Genomic DNA, 24065 nt, shown 5'->3' on the forward strand with positions numbered 1-24065 from the left:
GGGGTGTTGGTTTGCAAAGTTAGAACGGGGGGCCGGGCGGCGCCCCCCCCGCCGCCGCGGGGCGGCCCGCCCGCCCCCGGCGGGTGGCGAGGGGCCGGACGACGGGGCCTACGGCGTTGCCGCCCGGCCCGTGGGGCCCGGCGAGCGGCCGCCCGGCGGGGCGGAGCGGACGGAGTCGAAGGCCTGCCGTGCCTGGCGCACCGTCGGGTCGGAGGCCTGGCGCAGGCAGGCCGTCACCTCGACCACCGCGGCGGGGCCGTCGCGGTCGATGGCGCGCAGGCCGGTCAGCTCGCGGTCGCCGCCGAGCGCTGCGCACTCCTTGTCGAGGGCCGTGTCGCCCAGCCCGGACGGGTCCGGGCCGAGCTTCTCGGCCAGCCCCTGGTCGTCCACCAGCCGGAACGCGAGGACGGCGCCGTCCACGGCCAGCCGCCCGGCGAGCGGGCAGCGGGCCGCGGCCGTCGCGCACGACGGGGACGCCCCCAGCGGCTGGGTGCCGAGGTAGCCGAACCGCTCCCGGGGGTCGGCGCTCGACGCGGCCAGGGCGTGCCAGTTCACCGGCGGGTCGAGGACCATCTCGGGCAGCCGGGGGAAGAAGACCGTCGCCCCGCTCCCGGCGGACGGTTCCCCCGGCACCGTCGGGGCGGGCGAGACCGACGGGGCCGGCGCCGCCGCCGGGGGCGACAGGACCGGGGCGGACACGGAGCCCGCGGGCCCCGTCGCGGCCCCCCGCACCGGTGCCGGCGCGAGCGCGGGCGCGGCGGCCAGCACGGCGGCGGTGAGTCCGGCGGTGAGGCCCGCGGCGAGCCCGGCCGCCCGCCGGCGGCGCCTGGACCGCTCGACCCGGGCGAGGACGCGCTCCATCCGGTCCTCCGGCGAACCGAGGGCGGGGACGGCCCGGTGGAGCAGGATCCGCAGCTCCTCCTCGTCGTCGGGCCCGCCGTCGCCCGGCCCGTACGGGTCGAGCAGGTCAGCGCCGTTCACGGGGTCCCCCGTCCAGCAGGAGTTCCCGGGCCGGCAGCCGGCCGCGCAGGCCGGCCAGCGCCCGGTGCGTCTGGCTCTTGACGGTGCCCGTGCTGCAGCGCAGCACCTCGGCGGTCTCCTCGACGCTGAGGTCCTCGAAGAAGCGCAGCACCACCACGGCCCGCTGACGCGGCGGCAGCGACCGCACCGCCTCGGCGACCACCCGGCCGAGCACCACCCCGTCGTACGGGTCCGGGCCCGGCGGCGGCTCCGGCAGTTCGCCGTGCGGCAGCTCCCCGGTCCAGCGGCGCCGCCACCAGGAGACGTGGCAGTTCACCAGGACCTTCCGCAGGTACGCCTCGGGCCGGTCGGGGGCGATGCGCGTCCATTTGGGCCAGACCTTGGCGAGCGCCGTCTGCAGCAGGTCCTCGGCCTGGTGCGGGTCGCCGGTCAGCAGCCAGGCGGTGCGCAGGAGCTTGGGCCCGCAGGCGGCGACGAACTCCTCGAAGTCCGGCGGTGTCGCGTTCGTCATCCTGCCGTCGTCCCCGCCATGGTGTCCGTGCCGTCCCCGTCTGCCGTGGCGGCCGCCCGGGCCGCGTGTTCGTTCTTGCTCTCACGGCAGCTCGACGCGTCGGGGGGCGGTTCGGGTTGCCTGCGGGCGCGGACCCGCGAGCCGGTCCGGGAGTCGGCCCGGTGCCCCGGGCGGTGCGGGGACCTGGACAGCGGCGCGGCGCTCGTCCACGCTTCACCTCCATGACTCTCCCCCCGCACTCTCCCGGTGCCGCGCGCACCGCGCTCTTCGAAGAGGTCACCGCGGTCGGCGACGAGGCCGTCGCCCTGCTCGCCGGCTGCCGCGGCGACACCCGGATCCCCGGCGCCGAGTGGACGGTCGCCGAGGCGGCCGCCCACCTGGCGATGGCCAACGAGCTGATGGCCGCGCTGGCCGCCGGCGAGGAACGGCCGTACGGGGACGGCACCCCGGGCTCGCTGGCCGCGGCGAACGCGGCCTCGCTGGCCGAGCGGCCCGAACGGGACCCGGACGTGCTCGCCGAGGAGATCGCCCGGCGGGCACGGGAGTTCACCGTGGCGGCCGCGCCGCGCGCGGGCACCGAGCCGGTGTCCACCCCGCTCGGCCGGATGGACCTGGACACCCTCGGCGCCTACCTGCTGACCCACATGCTGGGCCACCTCTACGACATCGCCGTCGCCCTCGGCCGCCCGCACCCGATCGACCGGCGCCGGGTCGGGCTGGCGATGCCGTTCGTGCGCACGGTCATGCCGCGGGTGACGGACGCCCGCGCCGCGGCCGGCCACAGCGCCTGCTACCGGCTGCGCGGCCGGGGCCTGGACGGGTTCGCGGTGACCTTCACGGACGGCGCCGCCGCGGTGAGCCAGGACCCGCCCCGCCGCCCGGACTGCACGATCCTCGTCGAACCGGTGGCGTTCCTGCTCATCGCGCTGGGCCGGCGCAGCGCCCCCGGCGCCCTGCTGCGCGGCGAGGTGCTCGCCTGGGGCCGCCGCCCCTGGCTGGCCCCGTCCTTCCCCGGGCTGTTCGCCGCCCCCTGACCCCTGACCCCGCCGGGCGGCCCGCCCGGGCCGGGGCCGGGCCGGGTCCGGGTTACGCCGGACCGGGGGCGCGGGCCGCCGCTCCCCCCTCGGCGTCGCGGCACGCCCCGCAGGTGTTCCAGCGCGGCCGGCCGGGCCCGGGGGAGCGGTGCGGGGCGAGGGTCATCTCGGAGGTGCGCAGGCCGCACAGGGTGAGCGGCCCGCAGACGCCCGAGGCCTCCGCGGGGGCGGCGTGCGCCATCCGTACCGGGTTCTCGGGGTCCGCCGGCACGCGGCCGGGGCCGAGGATCCGCACGTTGGTCGGCGTATCGGGTTCGAGCACGATGACGGTGTCCACCACCACAACCTCGCCGCAACGCCGCCCCCCTGCACCCGCACAGCGGCATCCGGCCCAGCCCCGGCGCCCCCGGACGTCAGGGACGCCCCCGCTCCGGCTGGTTCACGGCGTCACAGCCGGTCGTAGACGGCGGACAGCCGCTGCAGCACCTCGGTGGCCCGGTCGAGGGCGTCGTCGTCGTAGTCGCCCAGGTCGCCGTGCAGGGCGTCGGCCAGGGCCCGCTGGCGCTGGTCGTGCAGGGCCCGGCCGGTGTCGGTGAGGGCGACCAGGACGGAGCGCTTGTCCTCGGGCTGGCGGGTGCGGGTGACGTAGCCGGCCGCGACCAGGCCGTTGACCAGCTGGGTGGTGGCGGCGCCGGTGGTCTCGGTGCCGGCGGCGAGCCCGCCGATGCTGAGGGGGCCCTGTTCGGCCAGGGTGCGCAGGGCCCGGGCGTGGGTGAGGGAGAGCGCGCCGGGGGTGCGGGTGGCGCGTCCGCGCAGCCGGGCGTCGGCGGCGCTGAGGCGGTAGGCGGCGCGGGCCAGGCGGTCGAGCGCCCGGGCGCGGTCGTCGGTGGGTGGCGGCTCGGCCATTGGTCGGTCCTCTTCGTCGGGTTGACAGCAGCCTAGCCTCGGGACTTAATAGCTAAGTACTTATTCATTAAGTGCTTAGCCAATCGGATCCCGCCGGGGGACCCGCAACCGGATCCCCCCGTCGGACCCCGTAGAGGAGACCGTCATGACCGTCCGTTCCACCGGCCAGAGCTGGGCCCTGGACATCGCCCTCGCCCAGGGCGGCTTCGACGCGCTGCACCCCGAGGCCGTCGGCACCATGGAGCAGCTGGGCCACGACCACACCGACTTCGCCAAGGTCTTCGCCCTCGTCAGGAGCGGCGCGATGCTGCCCAAGGCGTGGGCGACGGTGGCCGGCCAGGCCGAGGAGCGCGCCGCCCACCACGAGCGCGGCGGCTTCGCGCAGACCGCCGCCGACCTCTACCTGAGGGCGGCCGTGATGTGGGGCCGGGCGCAGTACTCGCTCTTCGACGCCGCCGACCCGCGCAAGGCGGCCATGCGCGAGCACGCCAACCACTGCGTGGAGCGCCTGGGCGCGCTGCGCGAGGGCCGGGTGCGGCGGGTGGAGCTGGACTTCGAGGGCTCGCGGATCTTCGCCCTGCTGCACCTGCCGGCCGGGCCGGTCCGCAACGCGCCGGCCGTCATCCTCGGCCCCGGGATGGACATGATCAAGGAGGACTACATCTGGGCGGCCGAGCGCTACTACACCTCGCGCGGGATGGTCGCGCTGTCCATCGAGGGGCCGGGTCAGGGCGAGAGCCGCGCCGGCGGGCTGACCGTCGACCTCGGCAACTACGAGCGGGCGATCGGCCGCTACCTCGACCACCTGGCCGCGCTCCCGGAGGTCGACGCCGACCGGATCGGCATGTTCGGCATCTCGATGAGCGGCTACTGGGGCTCCCGGGCCGCCGCCGCCGACGGCCGCCTGGCCGCGCTCGCCGCCTTCGAGGCCGTCACCGGGGACTTCGCGACGATCTTCGAGCGCGCCCAGCCGACCTTCAAGAACAACTACATGTACATGGCCGGGTACACCGACGAGGAGGCCTTCGACCGCGACCTCGCCCACCGCATGCCGCTCGGCGACCTGGTGGCCGACATCGCCTGCCCGGTGCTCCACGGCATCGGCGAGTTCGACGAGCTCACCGACCTCGCCCAGGCCCTGGAGAGCTTCGAGCGCATCCGGGCGCCGAAGGAACTGCGGGTCTACGAGGACGAGTTCCACCCGCTCGGGGGAGTGGCGGCCGAGGTCTTCCGGTTCGGGGCGGAGTGGCTGGAGCGGGCCCTGGCCGGCGAGTTCACCGACCCCGGACGGGACGTGCGCCACTACGTCCACCGCGACGGCCGCACCACCGACGGCAGCGCCGACCCCACCTGGTGGCTCGGCACCGCCCCCGCCCCGCTCACCGTGCTGCGCCGCGGCTGACCCGCGCGGACGGACGGCCGCGCCCCGGGGCACCTCCACGCCCCGGGGCGTTCCCCCGAGCCCGGGGGCGGCCCCGGGCTGGAGGAGCCCGCACCGGCGGCAGCCCCGAACCTCGCTATACATGCCATGTATACATGGTGTGTATAGTCCTTGATCATGTCACTCGGACAGATGCTCCTCGGCTTCCTGGAAGCCCAGCCCCGCCACGGCTACGACATCAAACGCCTCTACGACGAGCACTTCGGCCGCGACCGCGCCCTGCACTACGGACAGGTGTACGCCACCCTCTCCCGCCTGCTGAAGAACGGCCACGTCGTCGTCGAGGGCGTGGAAGCCGGCGGCGGACCGGACCGCAAGCGCTACGCCATCACCGACGCCGGCGTCACCGACCTCGCCGACTGGCTCGCCCACCCCGAGGACCCGCAGCCCTACCTGCAGAGCACCCTCTACCAGAAGGTCGTGCTCGCCATCCTCACCGGCCGCTCCGCCGCCGACGTCCTCGACACCCAACGCGCCGAACACCTGCGGACCATGCGCGAACTGACCCGCCGCAAACTCGCCGGCGACCTCGCCGACGAACTGATCTGCGACCACGCCCTGTTCCACCTCGAAGCCGACCTGCGCTGGCTCGAACTCACCGCCGCCCGCCTCGACGACCTCACCGCCCGCCTGACGGAGACCCCGCGTTGACCACCGCCGAACCCCTCCTCCACGCCCAGGACCTGCACAAGTCCTTCGGCCCCACCCCGGCCCTCGCCGGCGCCTCGCTCACCGTCGCCGCCGGCGAACTCGTCGCCGTCATGGGCCCCTCCGGCTCCGGCAAGTCCACCCTCCTGCACTGCCTCGCCGGCATCACCCGCCCCGACCAGGGCACCATCACCTACCAGGGCCGCTCCCTCACCACCAGCACCGACAGCGAACTCAGCGCCCTGCGCCGCACCCACTTCGGCTTCCTCTTCCAGTTCGGCCAACTCGTCCCCGAACTCTCCTGCCTGGAGAACGTCGCCCTCCCGCTGCGCCTGAACGGCACCCGCCGCAAAGCCGCCGAAGCCCGCGCCGCCGAATGGCTGGAACGCCTGGAAGTCGCCGACACCGCCGCCAAACGCCCCGGCGAGATCTCCGGCGGCCAGGGCCAACGCGTCGGCGCCGCCCGCGCCCTGATCACCGGCCCCCGAGCCGTCTTCGCCGACGAACCCACCGGCGCCCTCGACTCCCTCAACGGCGAACGCGTCATGAAACTGCTCACCCGCGCCGCCCGCGAGAGCGGCGCCGCCGTCGTCCTCGTCACCCACGACGTACGGGTCGCCGCCTACGCCGACCGCGAGATCGTCGTCCGCGACGGCCGCACCCGCGACCTGGCCACCACCCGGTGAGCGCCACCGACCCCCGGGTCCGCCGACCGCACCTGGACCAACTCGCCCTCGGCGCCCGGCTCGCCGTCACCAGCGGACGGGACGGCTGGGGCCGCCTGCTGCTCACCGCCTGCGGCGTCGGCCTCGGCGTGGCCCTCCTGCTCTTCACCGCCTCCTTCCCCGGCCTCGTCCACCACCGCGACCAGCGCCTCTACACCCAGAACGACACCTTCCGGGACGAGGACCTGCCCACCCCCGGCGACCGCACCGTCCTCGTCGCCACCGCCGACACCGCCTTCCACGGCACCCCCGTCCGCGGCCGCGTCGTCCAACCCGAAGGCCCGAACGCCGCACTCCCGCCCGGCCTCGCCGCCTACCCGGCCCCCGGCACGATGGCCGTCTCCCCGGCCCTCGCCGACCTCCTCAAGGACCCCGCCAACCACCTGCTGCGCGAACGCCTGCCCTACCCCGTGACCGGCACCATCGGCCCCGCCGGACTGCTCGGACCCGGCCAGGCCGACTACGTCCTCGGCGGCGACCACCTCTCGGTCGACACCGGCGCCGTCCGGATCACCGCGTTCGGCCACTTCTCACCGCCCAAAGACATGGACCCCAAACTGGTCCTGCTCAACGCCGTCGGCCTGACCGTGATGCTCGCCCCGGTCGGCGTCTTCCTCGCCGCCGCCGCCCGCTTCGGCGGCGAACGCCGCGACCGCCGGCTCGCCGCACTGCGCCTGGGCGGCGCCGACCGCCGGATGACCGCCCGGATCGCCGCGGGGGAGTCCCTGGTGGGAACGGTGCTGGGCCTGGCCGCGGGAACGGCGCTCTTCCTCCTCGGCCGACAGCTCATCGGACGCGTCCGCCTCGCCGGATTCAGCTTCTACCCCGAGGACGTCGCACCCCAGCCCGCCATCGCCGCCGCGATCGCCGTCGTCGTCCCGCTCATGGCCGTCGGCGTCACCCTGCTCGCCATGCGCCGGGCCGCCCTCGACCCGCTCGGCACCGTCCGCCGCTCCGACCCCGGCCGGCGCCGCATCGGATGGCGCCTCATGCTGCCACTGGCCGGCCTGTCCCTGACGGTCTTCGCCCTCACCCTCTCCGACCCGGCCCAGGGCACCCGCGGCTCACTCCTCGTCGCGTTCGGCGTGCTGCTCACCCTCACCGGCGTCTGCACCCTCCTGCCCTGGCTCGTCGAAGCCGTCACCCGACGGGCCGGCGGCGGCCCCCTGTCCTGGCAACTCGCCACCCGCCGCCTGCAGACGGGCTCCGGGCCGGCCGCCACCGCCGTCAGCGGCGTCGTCGTCGCCATCGCCGGCGCCATCGCCCTGCAGACGCTCTTCCTCGGCATCAGCACCCAGTACGAGCAGTACGCCCGGCCCCAGCCCACCACCGGCCCCTACCGGCAGTCGGTGACCTTCCCCGGCGGCGGCCCCACCGCCGACGCCCTCGCCGACCGCCTCGCCCGCAGCCCCGGGATCCAGGCCACCGCCGCCTACACCGAGTTCGCCCTGGAGAGCGCCACGGCCAAGTCCTGGGAACTGCCCTCGGTCCGCATCGCCTCCTGCGCCGTCCTGCGCGGATTCGCCACCCTGCCCCACTGCGAGGACGGCGACGCCTTCGCCCTCCAGGGCCCGACCGCCCGCCCCGGCACCGACCCCGTCCCGCCCGGAACGACCGTCCACGCCGCCTACTACCGCGGCACCGGCGAACCGGCCCCCTTCCCCCTGCCCGCCCCGACCGCCACCGTCACCCCCGTCCAGGACGCCGACCCCAACGGCCGCATCGGAGCCGGCCTGCTCCTGCTCACCCCCGCCGCCGTCCCCGCCGACGCCCTGCGCGGACAGCCGGCCACCGTCCTGGTCTCACTCGCCGACGCCCTCCCGGACCCGAACGAACACCTCACCACCGCCGTCATGGCGATCGACCCCCAGGCCCGCACCGAATTCCCGCTCGACCCCGCCCCCGACGCCACCTACCTCGCCGTCAAACGCCTGCTGACCGCCGGATCGGCGATCACCCTCCTGCTGGTCGCCCTCAGCCTGCTGGTCGGCCAACTGGAACGGCTGCGCGAACAGCGCCGCGTCCTCGGCGTCCTGAACGCCGTCGGCACCCCCCGACGCGTCCTGGCCCTGTCCGTCCTGTGGCAGACCCTCCTCCCGGTGGCCCTCGGCCTGGCCCTGGCCACCGCCGCCGGCCTGCTGACCGGAACCGTCCTCCAGTACTCCTCCGGCGTCCCCCTGAACACCGACTGGGCCTCCCTGCTCGCCATGACCGCCACCGCCGCGGGCGCCGTCCTCCTCACCACCGCCCTCGGCCTGCCCCAACTCCTGCGCCTGATGCGCCCGGACGCCCTGCGCCACGAATAACCCCGCCCCCGGCGGACCGTCCAGGGGCCGTCAGCGTCGCCGGCGTCCGTGCCGGCGACGCTTGACGCCTTCCCGTAGACGGTTCACACCGATCAGGAGGGGGCGGAAGAACGGTACGGCCACCACCAGCAGGCACTGGGCGGCCGCCGCGACCGGCAGCCGCAGGAGGAACAGCCCGTACGCGCACGCCAAGGGCAGCGCTACCGACACCACCGCCACGGCGCGGGCGGCCCGCTTCAGGCCGGGTGTGACCCCGCGACCGCTCTTGTCCGCGGCCCACCGCTTGAGCCCGACGGCGAAGAAGGCGAGAACCAGCGCCACCACCTCCACGGCGGTCAGCACAACGGCCACGAGAACGTCCACCACCAACCGAAGCATCCCGCCATCCTCACCGCGGAACCCCCGGCCCGTCCTGAGCACGGATACTCAACTCCGCGCCCGCCGCACACCCCTGGCCGCGCCCGGCCGGCGTCTACCCCGTACCGTCGTCCGTCGCGGGACACTCACTCCCGCAGGCCGACCGCCGGCCGACCGCTGCCCCCGGCTCCCCGGGTCCAGCGTTCAGCGCAGGACGGCGAGTTCGGCCACCACGGCGCGGTGGTCGCTGCGTGGCAGGGCGTGCTCGGAGACGTCGACGGCGGTGAGCGCGGGCCCGTGCAGGACGTGGTCGATCTGGATCACGGCCGGGACGCGGTAGTCGGGGTGGTCCTGGGGCCAGGTGGGGAAGAGGCCCGCGCCGAGCTCCTCGTGGGTGTCGGTCAGGCCGGTGCCGATCAGGTCGCGCATCGGCTTGTGGTCGAGGGTGGCGTTGAAGTCGCCCAGCAGGACCGCGTTGTGGTTGCGTCCGGGCGCGGCGGCGCGCAGGCCGTGCAGGTCCTCGGCCCAGCGGCGGGCGTCGCCGAGCGGGTAGTAGGTGTGGACGGCGACGAGCTGCACCGGGCGGCCGCCGACGTCGACGGTCAGGTTGGTGGTCGGCCAGGCCGGGTCGGCGGCGGAGCCGACAGGCAGCCGGGTGTAGAGCGCGGTGTCGGTGCCGGCCGGCCGCTCCCGGTGGGGCAGCAGGGTGCGGATGCCGGCCGCATCCAGGGCGTCGGCGGCGGAGTCGCTCTGCTCCTCGACCGCGAGCACGTCGATCCGCTGCTCGCGCACCAGGTCGACCAGGGACTTCGGCGAGACCTGCCCCATGAAGTTGTTGCTGGTCGCCACCCGCAGCCGGGGCGCGTCGGCGGGCGCGTGGGCCCCGTCCGGGACGAACCGGGGCACCAGCCACCACAGTTGCAGCACCACCAGCGCGGCCGCGACCCCGGTCAGCCACCGTGCGCGCAGCACCGCCACCACCGCCAGCAGCAGCACGCTGAGCAGCGCCGCGTACGGCAGCCCGGCCATCGGCAGGGCCAGCACCGTGCCGTCGTCCCACCCGAGCAGCCGCACCACCGCGAGCCCGGCCGGGCCCAGCAGCAGCACCCCGCACCCGACCAGCGCGGCGAGCCGCCAACGGCTCCGGCCGGCGGGCGACGCGCTCTTCGACGTACGGTCGGTCACGGTGCTCCTTCCAGGGCGGCGGCCGGCAGCCATGATCACCGGCCGCCGTCGAGAAGGACGGACGCCCGCGCCCGGGGCCCCGGTTCCGCACCACCGGCCGAAGCCGGGCCCCTCGCCGATCTGTACGGCATCATCGGATCCGAACTTTCGTAGCAGGCCTCGCGGCACAGCCCTCCAGAAGGAAGACGGTGCAGATCAACGGATGTGAGCATGCTTCCGTCGCCATCTCCGGGGAGGAACGCTCCGACACGTGCCGGCACCCGCATGGATGCCCCAGCTGTGTCAACCGCCCGGACCGGCGTGCAGTGGGATAGCCGATGCTGCACGTGTCTGTGGGAAAGCGTCCGGGTGACGCGGCACCACATCTCTCACCAGCTCAGAATGCAAAGCGGATCGGTGATCATGCCTGTTCAAGTAACTGACTGCTCCTTCGGCTACCGCAAGGGCTCCCGAGTCCTGGACTCCTTCAGCCTCCGCCTGGGAGAAGGGTGCAGCGTGCTGCTCGGCCCGAACGGCGCCGGCAAGTCGACCCTGCTGGGCCTGATCGCCTCCGCCCTCAGGCCCGAGGCCGGTCGCATCACCCTTGACGGGTTGGACACGAGCAGTTCCAAGGACCTCAAGGCCTACCGTCGGAAGGTCGGCTGGCTCCCTCAGCACGTGCGGCCGGTGCCCGGCCTGCGAGTGCGGGAACAGGCGGCCTACGCGGGCTGGCTCAAGGGCATGTCGCGGAGCGAGGCCTGGGAGCGGTCCCGGCAGGCCATCGAGAAGGTCGGGCTCACCTCGCTCGCGGACCGGCGCAGCGGGGAACTCTCCGGTGGACAGTTACGACGGTTGGGGATCGCCCAGACCCTGGTACACGACGCCCAGGTCGTGCTCCTGGACGAGCCCACGGCGGGACTCGACCCGGTCCAGCGCGGAGTCTTCCGGGAACTGATCGGCGAGCTGCGCCACCTCACGAGTTTCGTCGTCTCCACTCATCAGACCGAGGACCTGGCCGAGACCTACGACTCGGTCGTCGTCCTCGACCAGGGAAAGGTGCGTCATCAAGGGCCCATCGAGTCCTTCCTGACGCTCGCGCCGCACGGTGTCCCCGCGGAACGGCGTGCCGAGACCGCCTATGCCGGCATCGTCACCGGGGAGGTGTGACCGTGCCCTGGCGCACCATCTTCCGGATCTCGTCAGCCGTGCGGGCCATGCCCGTCCTGCTCGTGTGGATCACGATGTACAGCGGCAGAATGACCGGCTGGATCACCGACGGCTACTGGCCTTCCGTCACCGCCCAGAGCAGCTTCCTGCTCAGCTTCACAGCGCCCGCCGTCGCGGCCTGCGGGGCCTGGGAAGGCCTCAAGGTGCGCCGGTCCGCGGTCCTCGGTATGGCACCCGCCCGTTCCGCCACCGCCATCGCCCTCTCCGTTCTGGCCCCGACCCTGGCCCTCGGCACGGTCTCCGTCCTGGCCGCCCTGGCCTTGTTCGTTCCGCAGGCCGGTGGGGTTCCGGGCTGGTCCACCCCCGTCGTCATCCTCCTGGAACTGCTGGTCGTCCTCGCGCACGCCGTGGTCGGCTACGTGCTCGGACATGTCCTGCCGCGGCTGCTCGCCGTGCCCCTGGCCCTCGTCGCCAGCTTCCTCTGGATGGCCTACCCGTCGACCCTCGACGCCTTCTGGGTCCGCCAGCTCAACGGTCGGAACCTCACCGAGTGCTGCGCGCTGGACCAACTGCCGGCCACCCGGGCGGTCCTCGCGCCGACCGTCGTGGCTGTCGGGATGGTGGTCGCCGCCTGGATCTGGACGAGGCTGCGCGGGAACTACCGGCTGACCGCCGTCCTGGCACTGGTGGCCACGGCTACGGCAGGGGCGGGGATCGCGGCACCTCTCGGATACCGTGCGGCGCAAGCACGCCCGGAAAGCGAGCAGACCTGCACCACGGCGGCGCCACGGGTGTGCCTGTGGCCCGAGCAGCGGGCCGACGCCACCAGCATCACCGACTGGGCGATCGAGGCGCACCAGCGTCTCCAAGCCGTTGGTCTGGCACGGCCCTTGACGGTGGCACCGTTATCCGCCCGGCCCGGCAAGGACGAGGTGCAATCACTCGTCGCGCTGGGGTACATCCCCAACGGGGCTCCCGACTGCGCCAAGGAGTCGTTCGCCCGCTGGCCCGGCGTGGAGGCGGTCGCCCCACTGTCGTCCTGGCTGAAGCTCACGGCCGGAGTCACCCCCAGGACGGTCGAAGGCAGCTACCGGCCACAGGAGGTGCAGCTCGCCCGCCAGGTCATGACACTCCCGCAGGGTGAACAGCTCGCCTGGTTCCAGAAGAACGCGGACACATTGGGTCGCTGCGACGTCAAGCCGGTCCTGGACCCCGCGCAGTACCACCAGCCGGGCACGCCCTCCTTCCAGGCGGCCCGATGATCTGGTGGCTGCGCATCAGGTACGTGCCCGCCGTCGCCGTCGGCCTGCTCTCCTGCATCCTGCTGGGCAGCGGCGCCGACTCCGTGATGGTCCCCATCCCGGTGGTGATCGGCGGGCTGACGTTCGACCTGCCCATGTCCTCGCTCCTTCCGCTGGTTCCCGTCTGCCTGATCCTGGAGGGCCAGGCCCGTGCCGACGCTGTCGCGGAGCGCGTCGCGGTCCGCGCCGTGGGCGGATGGGACGCGGTCTTCATGGCCGCATGTGTTGTGGTCTGCGCGCTGGCCGCCGTCGTGGCATCCACGGCGGGCGCGGGCAGCGCCGCCACCGCCCTGGCCCGCGACTTCGCCGGCTACCTCGGCCTCGCCCTCATCATCCGCTGGCTCGCGGGAGGGCGAGTCGCCACGGCGGCCACTGCGCTGTTCCCCTTCCTGTGCGCCTCCTTCGGTCTGGTGCACAACAGGCCCGGCATCTGGGCCTGGCCACTGCACGACGCCAGATCAGTTACCGCGTCGATACAAGCTCTGGTCCTGCTTGCCATCGGTGCTCTCTCGCTCGTCGTCCCCCCGTTGCGCCGGCGTGCCGGTGTCGATGGCGACTGACGTCTCGATCGCTGTCGGAGCGGGACCGTCGGATGAAGGGGGGCCTCGGTCGTGGCCGCACCGATGACGTGCCCGCCCGAGTCGAGGCAGCGAGCGGTTGCCGCATGACGGGCTGCCGATCCGGCTCAGAGGAACAGGGCGACGATTCCGGCGAGCAGGCCGGCGGCGATACCCAGGACCGTTACGGCCATGAGCCCGACGCCGGCGCTGGTGAGCAGGATGCTGCCCTCCGGGGCGTGGCCGCGCCAGGCGGTCGTCAGCAGCCAGCCGGCCGACACGGTGCCCAGGACGAGGATCATGGCGGCGGCGATGCCGTACTTGATGGCGGGTGATGCCGACGGTTCGTGGGCCACGCCCTTGGCCAGCCGTACCGGCAGCCGGGTGCCGGCCCGGTGTTTTCCGCTCGTGTCCTGTACCACGATGGGCCGGGCCTGGTCCGCGCCGCCGCCGGCGGGGGTGAAGCTGCCCTTGCAGTTGGTGCCGTCGTTGTAGCCCTCGCTGTCGGACACCTCGTAGCAGTCCTCCACCACGACGACGCCGTCCGGCGGGCCCAGCCCCATGGCCGCGCTCATCCGCTCCGCGGTCAGCGTCCAGGTCAGCGCCGCGGCTCCGGCCAGGAGCGCCACCGCCAGTACCGCCGCCGCGATCCGTGTTGCCGTCCGCACCCTCGCCGCCTCCCTCCCCGTATCCGCGCCCGCTCGGCGGACCGGTCCTGCATCGGCCAACTGATGGTGACAGCAGCGTAGTTGACGTTCAATGCCCGCACCCGCCCGAAAGGTCCCGGGGCCTACCGCCCGACCTGTGGGGCGTGGCGCGCACCCGGCGTGCCGCGAGCGCCGACGCCCCCGGCCTGGACAGCCGGGGGCGTCAGCGCGTTTCGGGCACGGGACGGGTGCGGCGCCGGTTACTTGACCGCGCGCAGCGCGTTGACGATGCCGAAGCCGTAGAAGCCGTTGACGCGCTTGCCGCCCGCGCAGACGGGGTCCGCGGCGCCGTCGCCGTTCGGACCGGCCGGGCAGCCCGGGTTGTCCGCCTGGGCCTTGAGCAGTGCCTGCAACTGGGCCGGGGTCGCCTCCGGGTGGGCGGACTTCAGCAGCGCGGCCACACCGGAGGCGTGGGGAGTGGCCATGGAGGTGCCCTGCTCGTAGCCGTACTGGTTGCCCGGCAGCGTCGACAGGATGCCGCCTTCCTTGGACGGTGTGTCCGAGGCCTGGTACTGGTCGCCGCCCGGCGCCGCGACGTCGATCACGCCGAGGCCGTAGTTGGAGTAGTACGCCTTCGCGCCCTTGGCGCCGGTCGCGCTGACCGTGACGACGCCCGGCAGTTGCGCGGGCAGGTCCCAGCACCTGTGCGGGTCGACCGTCCGGCTCGACGGGGTGGAGTCGTTGGGGCTGCCGCCGTCGGTGAAGCCGTCGGAGGCCAGGTCGTGGTTGGCGTTGCCGGCCCCGGCGACGTTGAGGGTGCCCTTGCGCTGCGCGTAGAGCTGGGCGCGGTTGACCGCGTCGACGATGGCCTTCTGGTCGGGGTCGTCCAGGCAGTTGTACTGCCACGGGTCCACGTAGTAGCTGTTGTTGGTGATCTGCACGCCGTGGTCGGCGGCGAACACGAAGGCGCAGACGACGCTCTCGGCGTAGATCAGCTGGCGCGGGGTGGGCTGGGAGACGGTGATGCCGGAGACCTTCACCCCGGGTGCCACGCCCGCGACGCCGACGCCGTTGCGGGCGGCGGCGATCGTGCCCGCCACGTGCGTGCCGTGGAAGTAGTTCGCGTCCACCGGCCGCCAGGAGCCGTACGTGGTGTCGGCCTTGCCGCTGGCGCAGTTCGCGGACTGCGAGGGGGAGAAGTTCGGGGCGAGGTCCGGGTGGGTGTCGTCGACGCCGGTGTCGACGACGGCGACCGTGACGTCCCTGCTGCCCGGGTTGATCTCCGCGGCCTTGTCCGCGCCGATCGCCCGCAGGGCCCACTGCTCGGCTTCGAGGGGTTCGGTGCCGCTGCCGGACGCCTTCGCGATCGTCGCCACCTCGGCCTCGGACAGGCGCCGCACGGCACCCGCCTCGGTGGTCCCCGCCGCGCTCAGCGGCGCGGTCCGCGTGGCACCCGCCGACTCCACACCGCGCACCGCGCGCAGCCGCCCGCCGAAGCCGGGGTCCGCCGAGTGGGCGACGATGACGCCGATCCCGTCGTACGTGACGACGACGGTGCCGCCGGCCGCGGTGATGGCCCGCTGCACCTCGGCGATCGTGCGGTGGTCGGTCCTGGTGTTGACGACGTACGACAGGGTGTGCGCGTCCTCGGCCTGCGCGGCGGACGGTATTCGGGGCGCCGCCGAGGCCGAGGCGGGAAGGAAGCCGAGCGAGGCGGTCAGCGCCAGCGCGACCGGGACGGCCAGGCCGAGCCGGGGCAAGGAACGTCGTCGAGCCATGTGGTCTCCGCATCATCAGGGTGGGGGACCCGCCCGACGGCAGAGTGACGGCCGGGCAGGCACATGAGGGTGGTACGGGAGTAAAGCTGTCCACCACCTCGCCCCGATATGCCGACCGTGCCCAAGACGGCCCGCGCGACCGGGAGTTCCCGCACCGGGCACGCCCCCCGGACATCCGCCAAGGTGCGCGGCCCCGCGTCGAACCGGAGAGCAGGGATCGACAACTGCCCCCGGAACGCCACGGCTTGGTCGCCAGGACGTACACCGTGACCGGGCCCGGGTCCCCGGCCCCAGCCGCACCGCCCGCGAACCCCCCCGGCCCGGGGCCGCCCCTCCACCCCACGGAGGACGCGGCCCCGGGCCGGGGAGCGGAGGTGGGGATCAGGCGCCGGGCGGGGTCACGTAGCCGGAGATCTTCCAGTTCTTGACGCCGCCCTTGGCGGTGCGCGGGTCGATGTGGCGGTGGGTCACCTTGTTGCTGACGTTGCCCTCGACGGTGTCCAGGGTGCCGTCACGGTTCACCGAGACCACCACGCCCACGTGGCCGCCCTGCTCGTAGGCCGGCGGGCCGTAGACGACGAGGTCACCGGGCTTCGGCGAGCCGGCGTGGAACAGGTGGTGCTCCTGCCCCCACTTGCCGACCCCTCGCCCGAGCAGGGTGGTCGGGACGCTCTTCACCCCGGCGTGCCGCCAGGTCCACTCGGCGAACGCCGCGCACCAGGAGGTGTTGCGGCAGGTCTGGCCCTTTCCGGTGAGGTACTTCTGGCAGGCCGAGCTGCTCTCGGTGACCCCGATCTGACCGCGCGCCGCCGCCGCGATCCGGTCCCGCAAGGTGGCTGCCGCCGGCGCCGCGGCACCCTCGCGCAGGGCGTCGGCGTCGGCAGCGGTCCCGCCGGTGACGGTGACGGTGGCGGTGGTGCTGCTGTCGGCGGTGGCGGTGGAGCCGGCGGCGGGCGGGGTCGCCGGGAGGGCGAGCGCGTCCGCCGCGCCGGTCCCGGTGAGCGCGGCCGCCGCCAGCACGGCGAGGGCGACGGCGCGGCCCGTGCGCTGCTTGAGGGTGGGGAGCGTGAGGTGACGGGTCGGGTACATCGGTGACTCCTTCGAGTGCATCCCGTGCCCCGGGGCGGCATACGAATGCCCGGGTACGGGAGGGGGGTGGGATTCGCCGGGGGTTTCACCGGCTGGTCGTCAGCGTTGCACGGCCGGGCCGCCGACTCCTACGCTGCGCGATCAGATGGTTACTCATTCGTATGCAGTCGGGTATGCGTGTGCTCCGAGCTGCGGATATGCACGGGCCGAAGGAGAGGGGAGCGGACGGATGCCGGACAGGGGAGTCACCGGGCCGGAGGCGGAGGGGGTCGGGGCCGGGCCGTCGGCGCGGGTGGAGCTGGCGCGGACGCTGCGTGAGTGGCGGGCCCGCGCGGGGGAACTGCCGCAGAAGACGGTGGCCCGGCGGCTCAACATCGCCCAGACCACCGTCTCCCGCTACGAGAGCCCGGACGGCCGGCACCCGGCGCCGGAGGCGGCAGTCCGCGCGCTCTGGTCCTGTTACCGGTTGGCGGAGGGGGACCTCGACCAGGCGCTCGCCCTGCGCGCGCGGGTGGACGAGGAGCTGCGGGCGGGGGCGGCATCCGCCAAAGTGGCGGCCCCGGTGCCGGTGGCGGCGGTCGCGGTGGCGGCAGGAGAGGCCGTGGGTGGGGCGGTGGTGGCCGCCGGGGCCGGGGAGCCGTCGGCGGCCCCGGCGGCGGGCCGGAGCCGGCACCGGGTCGCCTGGGTGGCGGGGGCGACGGCGGCCCTGGCCGGGGTGGTCGCGGGCGGGCTGCTGGTCCACCGCCTGCTCGCCCCGACGGCGACGACCGGCGGGGCGGACGAGGCCCGCCGGTCGTCGCCCGCCGCCGCGCCTCCTGCCGCCTTCCCGACCACCGACTTCGACATCATCTACGGAAACACCTCCACGAAGGGCACCCTGACCTGGTACAACCGCTCGGTCGGCCTGAGCGGGCAAGGCAAGTCCGAGGACTCGTCCGGCTGTCGGGACACCACAGCGACGAGCTACTCCGCCTCCGGCAGCGAACTGGGCAGCATTCACACCGGCGTCGTCTGCGGCGCAAGCGAGAACTACAACGTCGCAATCCCCGCGGATGTTGCCGGCGGTGCCTCCACCGTCAGGATCTGCCTCGACGACGGCGCCACCCCGCCCGCCGTGCTCAAGTGCCAGGATTCCAGGCGCCCCTGAGACCGACGTCTTCGACATCTGCCGGCTCAACGGCGAGACGGTCAGCGGCGAGACCGTCCCGGGCCCCGCTTCCCGCGCTTCCACGATCTCGCCGGGCCGGCTCGGCTCGCCGGCGGCCACCTGCCCGGTCGCCCGCTGCCGGGAAGCACCCCAGCGCTACCCTATGTGGAGTTAGCCGACACCATGGGACTATGAGGGGGTTCACATGAGACTCGTCCTGGAGGGCGTGTCCGAGGACTTGGCGCGTGAGCTCTTCGCGCTGCTGGGCAGGCACGGGGCGGCGCCGGTGCTCCAGGACGCGCAGTGGACCGTCACCAGGGCCGCGCAACTCCTGCGGGACCTGCCGGCCACCGCCGTGCAGATCATCCGCCTCGCCGCCGAAGGCGAGGGCTGGGTCGCCTCCGACCACCTGCGCGGCCCCGACGGGTCGGAGTCCCTGCGCGGTCGGTCCGGTGCGATCACCAAGGCCGTCAACCGGGGTGCCGCCAAGAAGCGTTGGCCCGTCGGGATGCCGCAGCCCGTCGAGGCCCAGTACGACCCCGAGAACCCCTCCTACCAGCGCACGACGGGCTACGTCATGAACGAGGACCTGGTCCCCGTCTTCAAGGCCGCCCTGGCCCGCATCGACCGGGAGACGGCGGCGCTCGCCACCGCGACCGTCACCGCGGAAGGCGGCGCCTGATGGACCGCAAGACGTACACCGCCGAGCTCGCCGGTCTGCGCGAGCTGCGCGCCGGGATCGCGGCCGCCGAGAAGCAGGTCGCGGCCGCGCGGAAGGAGTTGGACAGGCTCGCCGCCCAGCGTTCGCGACGGGTGGCCGGGCTGGCGGGGTACGAGGGCGCGAAGGCCGACGCCATCGCGAAGGCCGCGGGCCTGTCGGTCGGCGACGTCGTGCGGATCGCCCCGCTGCTGGACCCGACCCCGGCCGCCGTCCGCGCCGCCGCGCCCGCCCCGGTGCCCGTCGCGGCAGTGGCGGAAGCGGAGGAAGTGGCAGATCCGGCGCCGGTTGCCGAGCCACCCGCCGCCGTCGCCCCGGCGCTGACCCGCCCCGCCGCCGTACTCGAGCAGCCGGCCCCGGTCGAGCAGCCGACCCCGGCCGTCGCCGCGCCGGTCGTCCCAGCGGCCTCGGTACGTCCGGTGGCCGAGGCCGGCCCGCGCGAGCTGCCCACCCTCCCCGAGGGCCCGGCGGGCGCCCGGTTCGAGGCCGTGACGACCGGCCTGCTCTCCAAGCGCCCGAACTTCACGCAGCAGGCCCGCTCCACGGTGTTCCTGGACGCGGCCGCCGGGATGCTCGCGGTCCGCGACCAGGTCGTCCGGGTCGACCTCGGCGCCCGCACCCCCGGGGAGATCCTGGACGCCGTCCTGGCGACCGCGCCCGGCACCGAGCGCGTCTACATCACCGCCGGCGCCCCCTGGCACGACGGCGCCGAGCGCTACTCCACCCTCAAGGACGCCGTCGCCGCCTGGCTGAACACCCCGTCCGAGCGGTGGACCACCGCCGTCGGCTCCGGCCGCGACAAGCTCGCCGGCCACTTCGTCCACCAGCGCCAGCCCGTCGGCCGCTACGCCCCCACCGCGGCCCCGGACAGCGGTACCACCGAGATCCGCTCCATGGGGGAGTGGTTCGACCCGGACGGCGCCGACGTCGTCACCTGCCGTCAGGCGTTCACCCTGCTGTGGCAGGCGCTGCGCCGCCACTGGGACGACGCCGTCCTCATGGGCTCGCCGTCGCAGACCGGCCGGGACCTGTGGTCGCGCACCGTCCCCACCACCGGCAAGTGGGCCGGCGGCTACCCGGTCCTGTCCGAGGAGCTGCGCGGCCTGCTGCACGCCACCGGCGGCCAGGGCCGCACCGAGCTGGTCCTGCCCCCGCGCGTGCCGGAGCAGCTGCCCGCCCTGGTGGAGTACGACCGCACCTTCGCCTACGCCAAGCACCTGTGGAAGTCGCCGGTCGGCACCCCGCGCCGGATCACCGCCGCCGCGTTCGCCGCGATGACGGAGGCCGAGCAGGTCAAGGCGCTGATGTCCTGCTCGCACTGGAACGTCAAGGTGACCGTCCCGCAGGGCTGGAACCACGTCGGCCTGCTGCCCGCGCCGGTGACCGGTGATCGCGCCTGGGTCTACCCGTCCGAGCCCGGCACCACGTTCACCACCTGGGCGGGCGGCGCCGAGGTCCACCTGGCGCTGTCGAACCACCTGATGCCGTGGAAGGTCGAGGTCCTCGGCGGCCTGCTCTGGGAGGACGGCAAGCCGCTCGACGAGTGGGGCAAGCGCCTCAAGTCGGCGTGGGCGGACCTGACCAACCTCTCCCGCATGCACGGCGACGACCGCCAGCGCACCGCCGCCTACCTCGCCTCCCGCGCCGTCCGCGCGGTGCTGCTGTTCGGCCTCGGGGGCTTCGCCCAGCGCCCGCGCCTGGTCTCCGGCACCACCCCGGTCGGCGAGACCCTGCCCGCCGGGGTCGAGATCCTCGGCCAGGACGACCAGGTGGTGACCTGGCAGCGGCAGGCCGGCTTCTCCCGCGACCCGTACGCCCACCCCGAGTGGGCCGCCTACGTGTGGTCCGGGGCCCGGGCGGCGCTGCTGGACATGAAGTACCGCGACGGCAAGCAGATCGTCGGGTACGCCGGGGCGCTGCACGCCAAGCCCGGCACCGTCGTCTACTTCGGCACCGACGGCATCGCCCTGACCGAGCGCCAGCCCTGGCCCTACCGCGGCGAGCCCGGCGACTACCTCCTCAAGGGCCACCTCACCGGCCCCGTCGAGCACCCCACCAGCCAGGAGCAGTACCTGAAGCTGCGCGGCCTGGGCCGCGCCGAACTCGCCGCAGAGGAGACCCGGTGAGCCCGGCCGACCCGAACCAGCCCAACGAGGCCGCGCGGCTGACCCAGCAGCTCATCGACCACGGCTACACCAAGCGCCAGGTCGCCACGATGCTCGGCCGCGACGCCTCGCTCGTCTCCCAGTTCTTCACCAAGGGCAAGGGCGCGAGCATGGTCGGCGCGCTGCGCCAGCTGGTCCGGGCGGTCCGCGGCGGCGAGCGCGACGAGGAGACGCTGTCCGGGATCGCGGAGGCGAACACCAGCCGCCGCCGCACCAGGACCGGACAGAAGGCCCGGGTCCGGGGCAAGGACACCGTCGGCGAGGCCGGCGGGTCGATGGCCGGCCGCGCCGGGAGACAGGCCATCAGGTCCGGCGCCGGCCACCTCGCACCCGTGGTGCACGAGACCGGCCGGGCCGGCGGCCGCCTCGCCTTCACCGTCCGGATGAAGGCCGACCAGTACGTCTACAGCGCGGGCTCGGAGCAGGACTCCGGCGGCATCCGGCGCGGGTTCGTCCCCCGCGCGGACGGCACCGAGGAGCGCACCTACGGCTCCGCCGGCACCGGGGGCTTCGACGCCGCCGAGTGGTCCCGGCGCGTCGCCGACCACCACGGCGACGTCACCGAGGCCATGAAGACGTGGCTGGTGGAGACCGGCCGCGCCATCGCCGACGCCGACATCCAGTACCTCGAAGTCCGCGGCTGGATCCCCGGGGAGAACCGGTGAGCGCAGGACATCCGGACCGGCACACCGCACCGGACCCCCACCGCCCCACATGGTTCGCCGGCTCCGACGAGAAGCTCACCGTGCTGCGCCGCGCCGCCGAGGCCCGCGGCGTGGCCCTCGACCCGGCCACCCCGCCGAGCGAGGAGGACGCCCAGGAGCTGACCGACCGACTCGCCGACATCCTCCTGGCCGAGGGCGGCTTCGACGGCGACTGGCGGACCACGCCGTTCGGCGACCTGGTCGAAGGCCTGATCGACGCCCTCCACCGCTACGCCTACCCCGACGAGCACTGACCCCTCCCCCCAGCACCCGGCACCCAGTACGCGAAGGAGACACCCGCGTCGTGGAGAGCACCACCGCTACCGCCGAGCAGGACGCGCCGACCGGGCCGCCGCTCCCGGCGCGGCCGCTCGGTATCGCCGTGGCGAACCCGCTGCCGCTGCACGGGTTCCAGAAGGACGCCGTTGCCGCCGCCGTGCGCGAGGTGAAGGACGGCGGCCGCGCGACGGTCGTCGCGGCGACCGGCTCCGGGAAGACCCTGATCGCCGCCGGCTGCGCCCGGCGCCTGGCCGCTCGGGGGCGGGTGCTGGTGCTGGTGCCGACGATCGAGCTGCTGGAGCAGACCGCCGAGGCCTGGTCCCTGCGAGGCGGACGCCGCGGCCTGGCGGTGGCGGCCTGTTCACGGGAGGAGGCGCTGGAGAGCGCGGAGGCCGGCGGCCGCGTCCACGCCCGGGTGACCACCCAGGCCCCGCGGATCGCCGACCTGGTCGCCGGCGCCCCCGACGACCAGCCGGTCACCGTGTACGCGACCTACGCCTCGCTGGAGCGGATCGTCCAGGCCCACCGCGAGTTCGGCCTGCCCGCCTGGGACCTGGTCGTCATCGACGAGGCGCACCGGACCGCCGGCGCCGAGAGCAAGGCGTGGGCGGCCGTCCACGACGACGCCCAGGTCCCCGCCACCCGGCGGCTCTACTTCACCGCGACCCCGCGCATCGCCGACGACCGGCGCGCGAAGGACGGCCTGGCCGACCTCGCCGAAGCCGACGGCCAGGCGCTGCCCGCGCTCTGCTCCATGGACGACGAGAGCATCTACGGCCGGACCGTCTTCACCTGGACCCTCGGCCAGGGCATCGAGCACGGCTACCTCGCCGACTACCGCGTCCTGGTCCCCGTCGTCACCGACGAGGACCTGCGCGAACTGCTCCGCCTCCCCGCCGTCGCCGACCTGCGCACCCAGCGCTCCAACGAGGAACTGCTGCGGCTGGCCCTGCAGATCGCCGTGCTGCGCGCCGTCGCCGACCTCGACCTGCGCCGCGTCATCACCTTCCACTCCCGGGTCAGCGCGGCACGGGAGTTCGCGGACACCCTGCCGGACGCCTCCCGGCTGCTGGAGGACGCGGAGCGCCCGGAGCGGATCTGGGCGAAGGCGGTCGCCGGCACCGACCGCCTCCGCGACCGCCGGGCCGCGTTCGCCGACTTCAAGGCCCACACCGGCGAGGACGGCGAGGAGTGCGGCATCCTCTGCAACAGCCGGTTGCTGACCGAGGGCATCGACGTCGCCGCGGTGGACGCCGTCTGCTTCGCCGACCCCAAGAGCTCGGTCATCGACATCGTCCAGGCTGTCGGCCGCGCCCTGCGCCAGTCCTACCGGCAGGGCAAGGTCTCGTGGATCGTCATCCCGGTCTACCTGCCGACGTCTCAGGCCGGCGACGACACCGCCACCGCGCACCCGTCCGAGGTCCACGACGCCAGCGAGGCCGTGAAGGCGGAGGCCGACACCGAGATCGAGGCCTCCAGCTTCCGTACGATCTGGCGGGTCCTGCGCGCTCTCGTGGCGCACGACGCCCGGGTGGTCGGCCGGATCACCGAGCTGCGCGCCCACCGCTCGCAGCCCGCCGCGCACACCACCGCGGCCAAGCCGGCCGAGGGCGATCGGCAGCCGGTGGCGCCGGTGGAGTCGCCGGTCGAGTGGTTGAAGGTCGACGCCCGTCGGCACGCCGCGCGCATCCTCCAGACCGTCAAGCTGCGCGCGTTCAACCCGCGCGCGGCCGAGTGGCAGCGGATGCACGCCGTCGCCGCCGGGTTCCACACCGGGCACGGCCACCTCGACCCCGTCGACAGGACGAGGCACGCCGAGCTGATCTCCTGGCTCGCCCGCCAGCGCCACCTCCACGGCCAGGGCCTGCTCGATGCCGCCCGGGTCAGTGAGCTGGACGCGCTCGGCATGATCTGGTCGAAGAACGCCAACGCCTGGGTACGCGGCGCCGCGTACGCCGCCGCGTTCCACCGCCGGCACGGCCACCTCGCCATCCCCGCCACCGCGAAGCTGGACGACTACGCGGTGGGCGCGTGGATGCGCCGCCAGCGCAAGGCCGACAACCTCACCGGCGACCAGGCGGCGAAGCTGGACGCGCTGGACGAGCTGTGGCGCCTGGAGCCGGACTGGAACCGCTCCTACCGCCGCCTGCTCGCCTACCTCGCCGCCGGCGGAGCCCTCGACGGCCCGGTGAACCGCACCGGCGGCGAGGCCGACCCGGCCTTCCGCCCCGGCACCTGGCTGCGCAAACAGGACAAGGCCCGCACCGACGGCAAACTGACTAACCGTCAGATCACGCTCCTGGACGCCCTCCACCGGCACGCCGGGACCGCCACCGGCGGCCGGACCGGGTGATGCTCCGCCGAAGGGCGGCCCGCGGAGCCGTCCTTCGGCGAGCGCACGTCCGACGTGCGCCGTGCGTCCCCCGACGGTCCGGAGAGC

Annotated in this window: 23 protein-coding genes; 14 read left to right on the forward strand and 9 right to left on the reverse strand. The window is 74.4% G+C overall.

The window, feature by feature from the left end:
- Nucleotides 1-108 precede the first annotated feature (108 nt).
- Together ACWDCZ_RS24160 and ACWDCZ_RS24165 are read right to left on the reverse strand one after the other, a co-directional pair.
- A complete protein-coding gene (locus ACWDCZ_RS24160; protein ID WP_449816931.1) occupies nucleotides 109-981 on the reverse strand; it encodes a hypothetical protein in 873 nt (290 codons plus the stop codon).
- Nucleotides 968-1492 carry a SigE family RNA polymerase sigma factor gene (locus ACWDCZ_RS24165; protein ID WP_074005406.1) on the reverse strand — a complete coding sequence of 175 codons (525 nt, stop codon included), beginning with the start codon at nucleotides 1490-1492 and terminating at the stop codon, nucleotides 968-970. The genes ACWDCZ_RS24160 and ACWDCZ_RS24165 overlap by 14 nt, the downstream gene beginning before the upstream one ends.
- 221 nt (nucleotides 1493-1713) lie before the next feature.
- Here ACWDCZ_RS24165 and ACWDCZ_RS24170 point away from each other — a divergent pair, with 221 nt between their 5' ends.
- Nucleotides 1714-2526: a maleylpyruvate isomerase family mycothiol-dependent enzyme gene (locus tag ACWDCZ_RS24170; RefSeq protein WP_074005407.1), complete on the forward strand. Its 813-nt coding sequence runs from the start codon at nucleotides 1714-1716 to the stop codon at nucleotides 2524-2526.
- Nucleotides 2527-2578: 52 nt separating this feature from the next.
- On the opposite strand, the gene ACWDCZ_RS24175 is transcribed toward ACWDCZ_RS24170, so the two are convergent.
- Nucleotides 2579-2863, reverse strand: coding sequence for a hypothetical protein (locus ACWDCZ_RS24175; protein ID WP_117484918.1), 285 nt, complete (start codon nucleotides 2861-2863; stop codon nucleotides 2579-2581).
- Between the two features lie 110 nt (nucleotides 2864-2973).
- Nucleotides 2974-3432: a MarR family winged helix-turn-helix transcriptional regulator gene (locus ACWDCZ_RS24180; RefSeq protein WP_049654428.1), complete on the reverse strand. Its 459-nt coding sequence runs from the start codon at nucleotides 3430-3432 to the stop codon at nucleotides 2974-2976.
- Between the two features lie 145 nt (nucleotides 3433-3577).
- On the opposite strand from ACWDCZ_RS24180, the gene ACWDCZ_RS24185 reads away from it, so the two are divergent.
- The 4 genes from ACWDCZ_RS24185 to ACWDCZ_RS24200 all read left to right on the forward strand — a co-directional run bounded on the left by ACWDCZ_RS24185 (nucleotide 3578) and on the right by ACWDCZ_RS24200 (nucleotide 8552).
- Complete coding sequence (locus tag ACWDCZ_RS24185) at nucleotides 3578-4834, forward strand: alpha/beta hydrolase (protein ID WP_449816932.1); 1257 nt, start codon at nucleotides 3578-3580, stop codon at nucleotides 4832-4834.
- Between the two features lie 156 nt (nucleotides 4835-4990).
- On the forward strand, nucleotides 4991-5524 hold the full coding sequence (locus tag ACWDCZ_RS24190) for a PadR family transcriptional regulator (protein WP_117484913.1): 534 nt from the start codon (nucleotides 4991-4993) through the stop codon (nucleotides 5522-5524).
- On the forward strand, nucleotides 5521-6207 hold the full coding sequence (locus ACWDCZ_RS24195; protein ID WP_049654433.1) for an ABC transporter ATP-binding protein: 687 nt from the start codon (nucleotides 5521-5523) through the stop codon (nucleotides 6205-6207). The genes ACWDCZ_RS24190 and ACWDCZ_RS24195 overlap by 4 nt, the downstream gene beginning before the upstream one ends.
- Nucleotides 6204-8552 (forward strand): FtsX-like permease family protein, encoded by a 2349-nt coding sequence (locus tag ACWDCZ_RS24200; RefSeq protein ID WP_449816933.1) that lies wholly within the window; start codon nucleotides 6204-6206, stop codon nucleotides 8550-8552. Before ACWDCZ_RS24195 ends, ACWDCZ_RS24200 begins: the two co-directional genes overlap by 4 nt.
- A gap of 30 nt (nucleotides 8553-8582) precedes the next feature.
- On the opposite strand, the gene ACWDCZ_RS24205 is transcribed toward ACWDCZ_RS24200, so the two are convergent.
- On the reverse strand, nucleotides 8583-8918 hold the full coding sequence (locus ACWDCZ_RS24205) for a hypothetical protein (RefSeq protein ID WP_375876079.1): 336 nt from the start codon (nucleotides 8916-8918) through the stop codon (nucleotides 8583-8585).
- Between the two features lie 195 nt (nucleotides 8919-9113).
- On the reverse strand, nucleotides 9114-10094 hold the full coding sequence (locus ACWDCZ_RS24210) for an endonuclease/exonuclease/phosphatase family protein (RefSeq protein WP_380739712.1): 981 nt from the start codon (nucleotides 10092-10094) through the stop codon (nucleotides 9114-9116).
- 402 nt (nucleotides 10095-10496) lie between these two features.
- Between ACWDCZ_RS24210 and ACWDCZ_RS24215 the strand changes: the two genes are divergently transcribed.
- From ACWDCZ_RS24215 to ACWDCZ_RS24225, 3 genes are read left to right on the forward strand one after another with little or no spacing between them, the layout of a single operon-like run.
- Nucleotides 10497-11240, forward strand: a complete 744-nt coding sequence (locus ACWDCZ_RS24215) for an ATP-binding cassette domain-containing protein (protein WP_380739715.1) — start codon at nucleotides 10497-10499, stop codon at nucleotides 11238-11240.
- 2 nt (nucleotides 11241-11242) lie between these two features.
- Nucleotides 11243-12502: a DUF7224 domain-containing protein gene (locus ACWDCZ_RS24220; RefSeq protein ID WP_449816934.1), complete on the forward strand. Its 1260-nt coding sequence runs from the start codon at nucleotides 11243-11245 to the stop codon at nucleotides 12500-12502.
- Nucleotides 12499-13101, forward strand: a complete 603-nt coding sequence (locus ACWDCZ_RS24225; RefSeq protein ID WP_074005420.1) for a hypothetical protein — start codon at nucleotides 12499-12501, stop codon at nucleotides 13099-13101. The genes ACWDCZ_RS24220 and ACWDCZ_RS24225 overlap by 4 nt, the downstream gene beginning before the upstream one ends.
- A gap of 125 nt (nucleotides 13102-13226) precedes the next feature.
- Here the strand turns inward: ACWDCZ_RS24225 and ACWDCZ_RS24230 are convergent, their stop codons facing one another.
- From ACWDCZ_RS24230 to ACWDCZ_RS24240, 3 genes are all read right to left on the reverse strand, one after another.
- Nucleotides 13227-13766, reverse strand: a complete 540-nt coding sequence (locus tag ACWDCZ_RS24230) for a hypothetical protein (RefSeq protein ID WP_143204700.1) — start codon at nucleotides 13764-13766, stop codon at nucleotides 13227-13229.
- Between the two features lie 239 nt (nucleotides 13767-14005).
- Nucleotides 14006-15523, reverse strand: a complete 1518-nt coding sequence (locus ACWDCZ_RS24235; RefSeq protein WP_449816935.1) for a S8 family serine peptidase — start codon at nucleotides 15521-15523, stop codon at nucleotides 14006-14008.
- A 381-nt stretch (nucleotides 15524-15904) separates the two neighbouring features.
- On the reverse strand, nucleotides 15905-16612 hold the full coding sequence (locus ACWDCZ_RS24240) for a CHAP domain-containing protein (protein ID WP_449816936.1): 708 nt from the start codon (nucleotides 16610-16612) through the stop codon (nucleotides 15905-15907).
- A 229-nt stretch (nucleotides 16613-16841) separates the two neighbouring features.
- On the opposite strand from ACWDCZ_RS24240, the gene ACWDCZ_RS24245 reads away from it, so the two are divergent.
- The 6 genes from ACWDCZ_RS24245 (at nucleotide 16842) to ACWDCZ_RS24270 (ending at nucleotide 23978) form a co-directional block, all read left to right on the forward strand.
- Nucleotides 16842-17759, forward strand: a complete 918-nt coding sequence (locus tag ACWDCZ_RS24245; RefSeq protein ID WP_449816937.1) for a helix-turn-helix domain-containing protein — start codon at nucleotides 16842-16844, stop codon at nucleotides 17757-17759.
- A gap of 205 nt (nucleotides 17760-17964) precedes the next feature.
- Entirely contained in the window at nucleotides 17965-18441 is a 477-nt protein-coding gene (locus ACWDCZ_RS24250) for a hypothetical protein (RefSeq protein WP_449816938.1), read from the forward strand.
- The gene (locus ACWDCZ_RS24255) at nucleotides 18441-20603 is read left to right on the forward strand and encodes a hypothetical protein (protein ID WP_449816939.1); all 2163 of its coding nucleotides are present in this window, start codon (nucleotides 18441-18443) and stop codon (nucleotides 20601-20603) included. The genes ACWDCZ_RS24250 and ACWDCZ_RS24255 overlap by 1 nt, the downstream gene beginning before the upstream one ends.
- A complete protein-coding gene (locus ACWDCZ_RS24260) occupies nucleotides 20600-21307 on the forward strand; it encodes a hypothetical protein (RefSeq protein ID WP_049649264.1) in 708 nt (235 codons plus the stop codon). The genes ACWDCZ_RS24255 and ACWDCZ_RS24260 overlap by 4 nt, the downstream gene beginning before the upstream one ends.
- Complete coding sequence (locus ACWDCZ_RS24265; RefSeq protein ID WP_449812296.1) at nucleotides 21304-21600, forward strand: hypothetical protein; 297 nt, start codon at nucleotides 21304-21306, stop codon at nucleotides 21598-21600. The genes ACWDCZ_RS24260 and ACWDCZ_RS24265 overlap by 4 nt, the downstream gene beginning before the upstream one ends.
- Nucleotides 21601-21650: 50 nt before the next feature.
- Nucleotides 21651-23978, forward strand: coding sequence for a Helicase associated domain protein (locus ACWDCZ_RS24270; protein ID WP_449816940.1), 2328 nt, complete (start codon nucleotides 21651-21653; stop codon nucleotides 23976-23978).
- The last annotated feature ends 87 nt before the right edge of the window (nucleotides 23979-24065 follow it).

This window comes from Kitasatospora sp. NPDC001225, from assembly GCF_053597855.1.

Bases quoted from the DNA above. Each gene is read 5' to 3' on its own strand.
- ACWDCZ_RS24165 (WP_074005406.1), bottom strand. From the start codon at position 1,492: ATGACGAACGCGACACCGCCGGACTTCGAGGAGTTCGTCGCCGCCTGC.
- ACWDCZ_RS24170 (WP_074005407.1), top strand. From the start codon at position 1,714: ATGACTCTCCCCCCGCACTCTCCCGGTGCCGCGCGCACCGCGCTCTTC.
- ACWDCZ_RS24180 (WP_049654428.1), bottom strand. From the start codon at position 3,432: ATGGCCGAGCCGCCACCCACCGACGACCGCGCCCGGGCGCTCGACCGC.
- ACWDCZ_RS24185 (WP_449816932.1), top strand. From the start codon at position 3,578: ATGACCGTCCGTTCCACCGGCCAGAGCTGGGCCCTGGACATCGCCCTC.
- ACWDCZ_RS24190 (WP_117484913.1), top strand. From the start codon at position 4,991: ATGTCACTCGGACAGATGCTCCTCGGCTTCCTGGAAGCCCAGCCCCGC.
- ACWDCZ_RS24215 (WP_380739715.1), top strand. From the start codon at position 10,497: ATGCCTGTTCAAGTAACTGACTGCTCCTTCGGCTACCGCAAGGGCTCC.
- ACWDCZ_RS24225 (WP_074005420.1), top strand. From the start codon at position 12,499: ATGATCTGGTGGCTGCGCATCAGGTACGTGCCCGCCGTCGCCGTCGGC.
- ACWDCZ_RS24235 (WP_449816935.1), bottom strand. From the start codon at position 15,523: ATGGCTCGACGACGTTCCTTGCCCCGGCTCGGCCTGGCCGTCCCGGTC.
- ACWDCZ_RS24240 (WP_449816936.1), bottom strand. From the start codon at position 16,612: ATGTACCCGACCCGTCACCTCACGCTCCCCACCCTCAAGCAGCGCACG.
- ACWDCZ_RS24245 (WP_449816937.1), top strand. From the start codon at position 16,842: ATGCCGGACAGGGGAGTCACCGGGCCGGAGGCGGAGGGGGTCGGGGCC.
- ACWDCZ_RS24250 (WP_449816938.1), top strand. From the start codon at position 17,965: ATGAGACTCGTCCTGGAGGGCGTGTCCGAGGACTTGGCGCGTGAGCTC.
- ACWDCZ_RS24255 (WP_449816939.1), top strand. From the start codon at position 18,441: ATGGACCGCAAGACGTACACCGCCGAGCTCGCCGGTCTGCGCGAGCTG.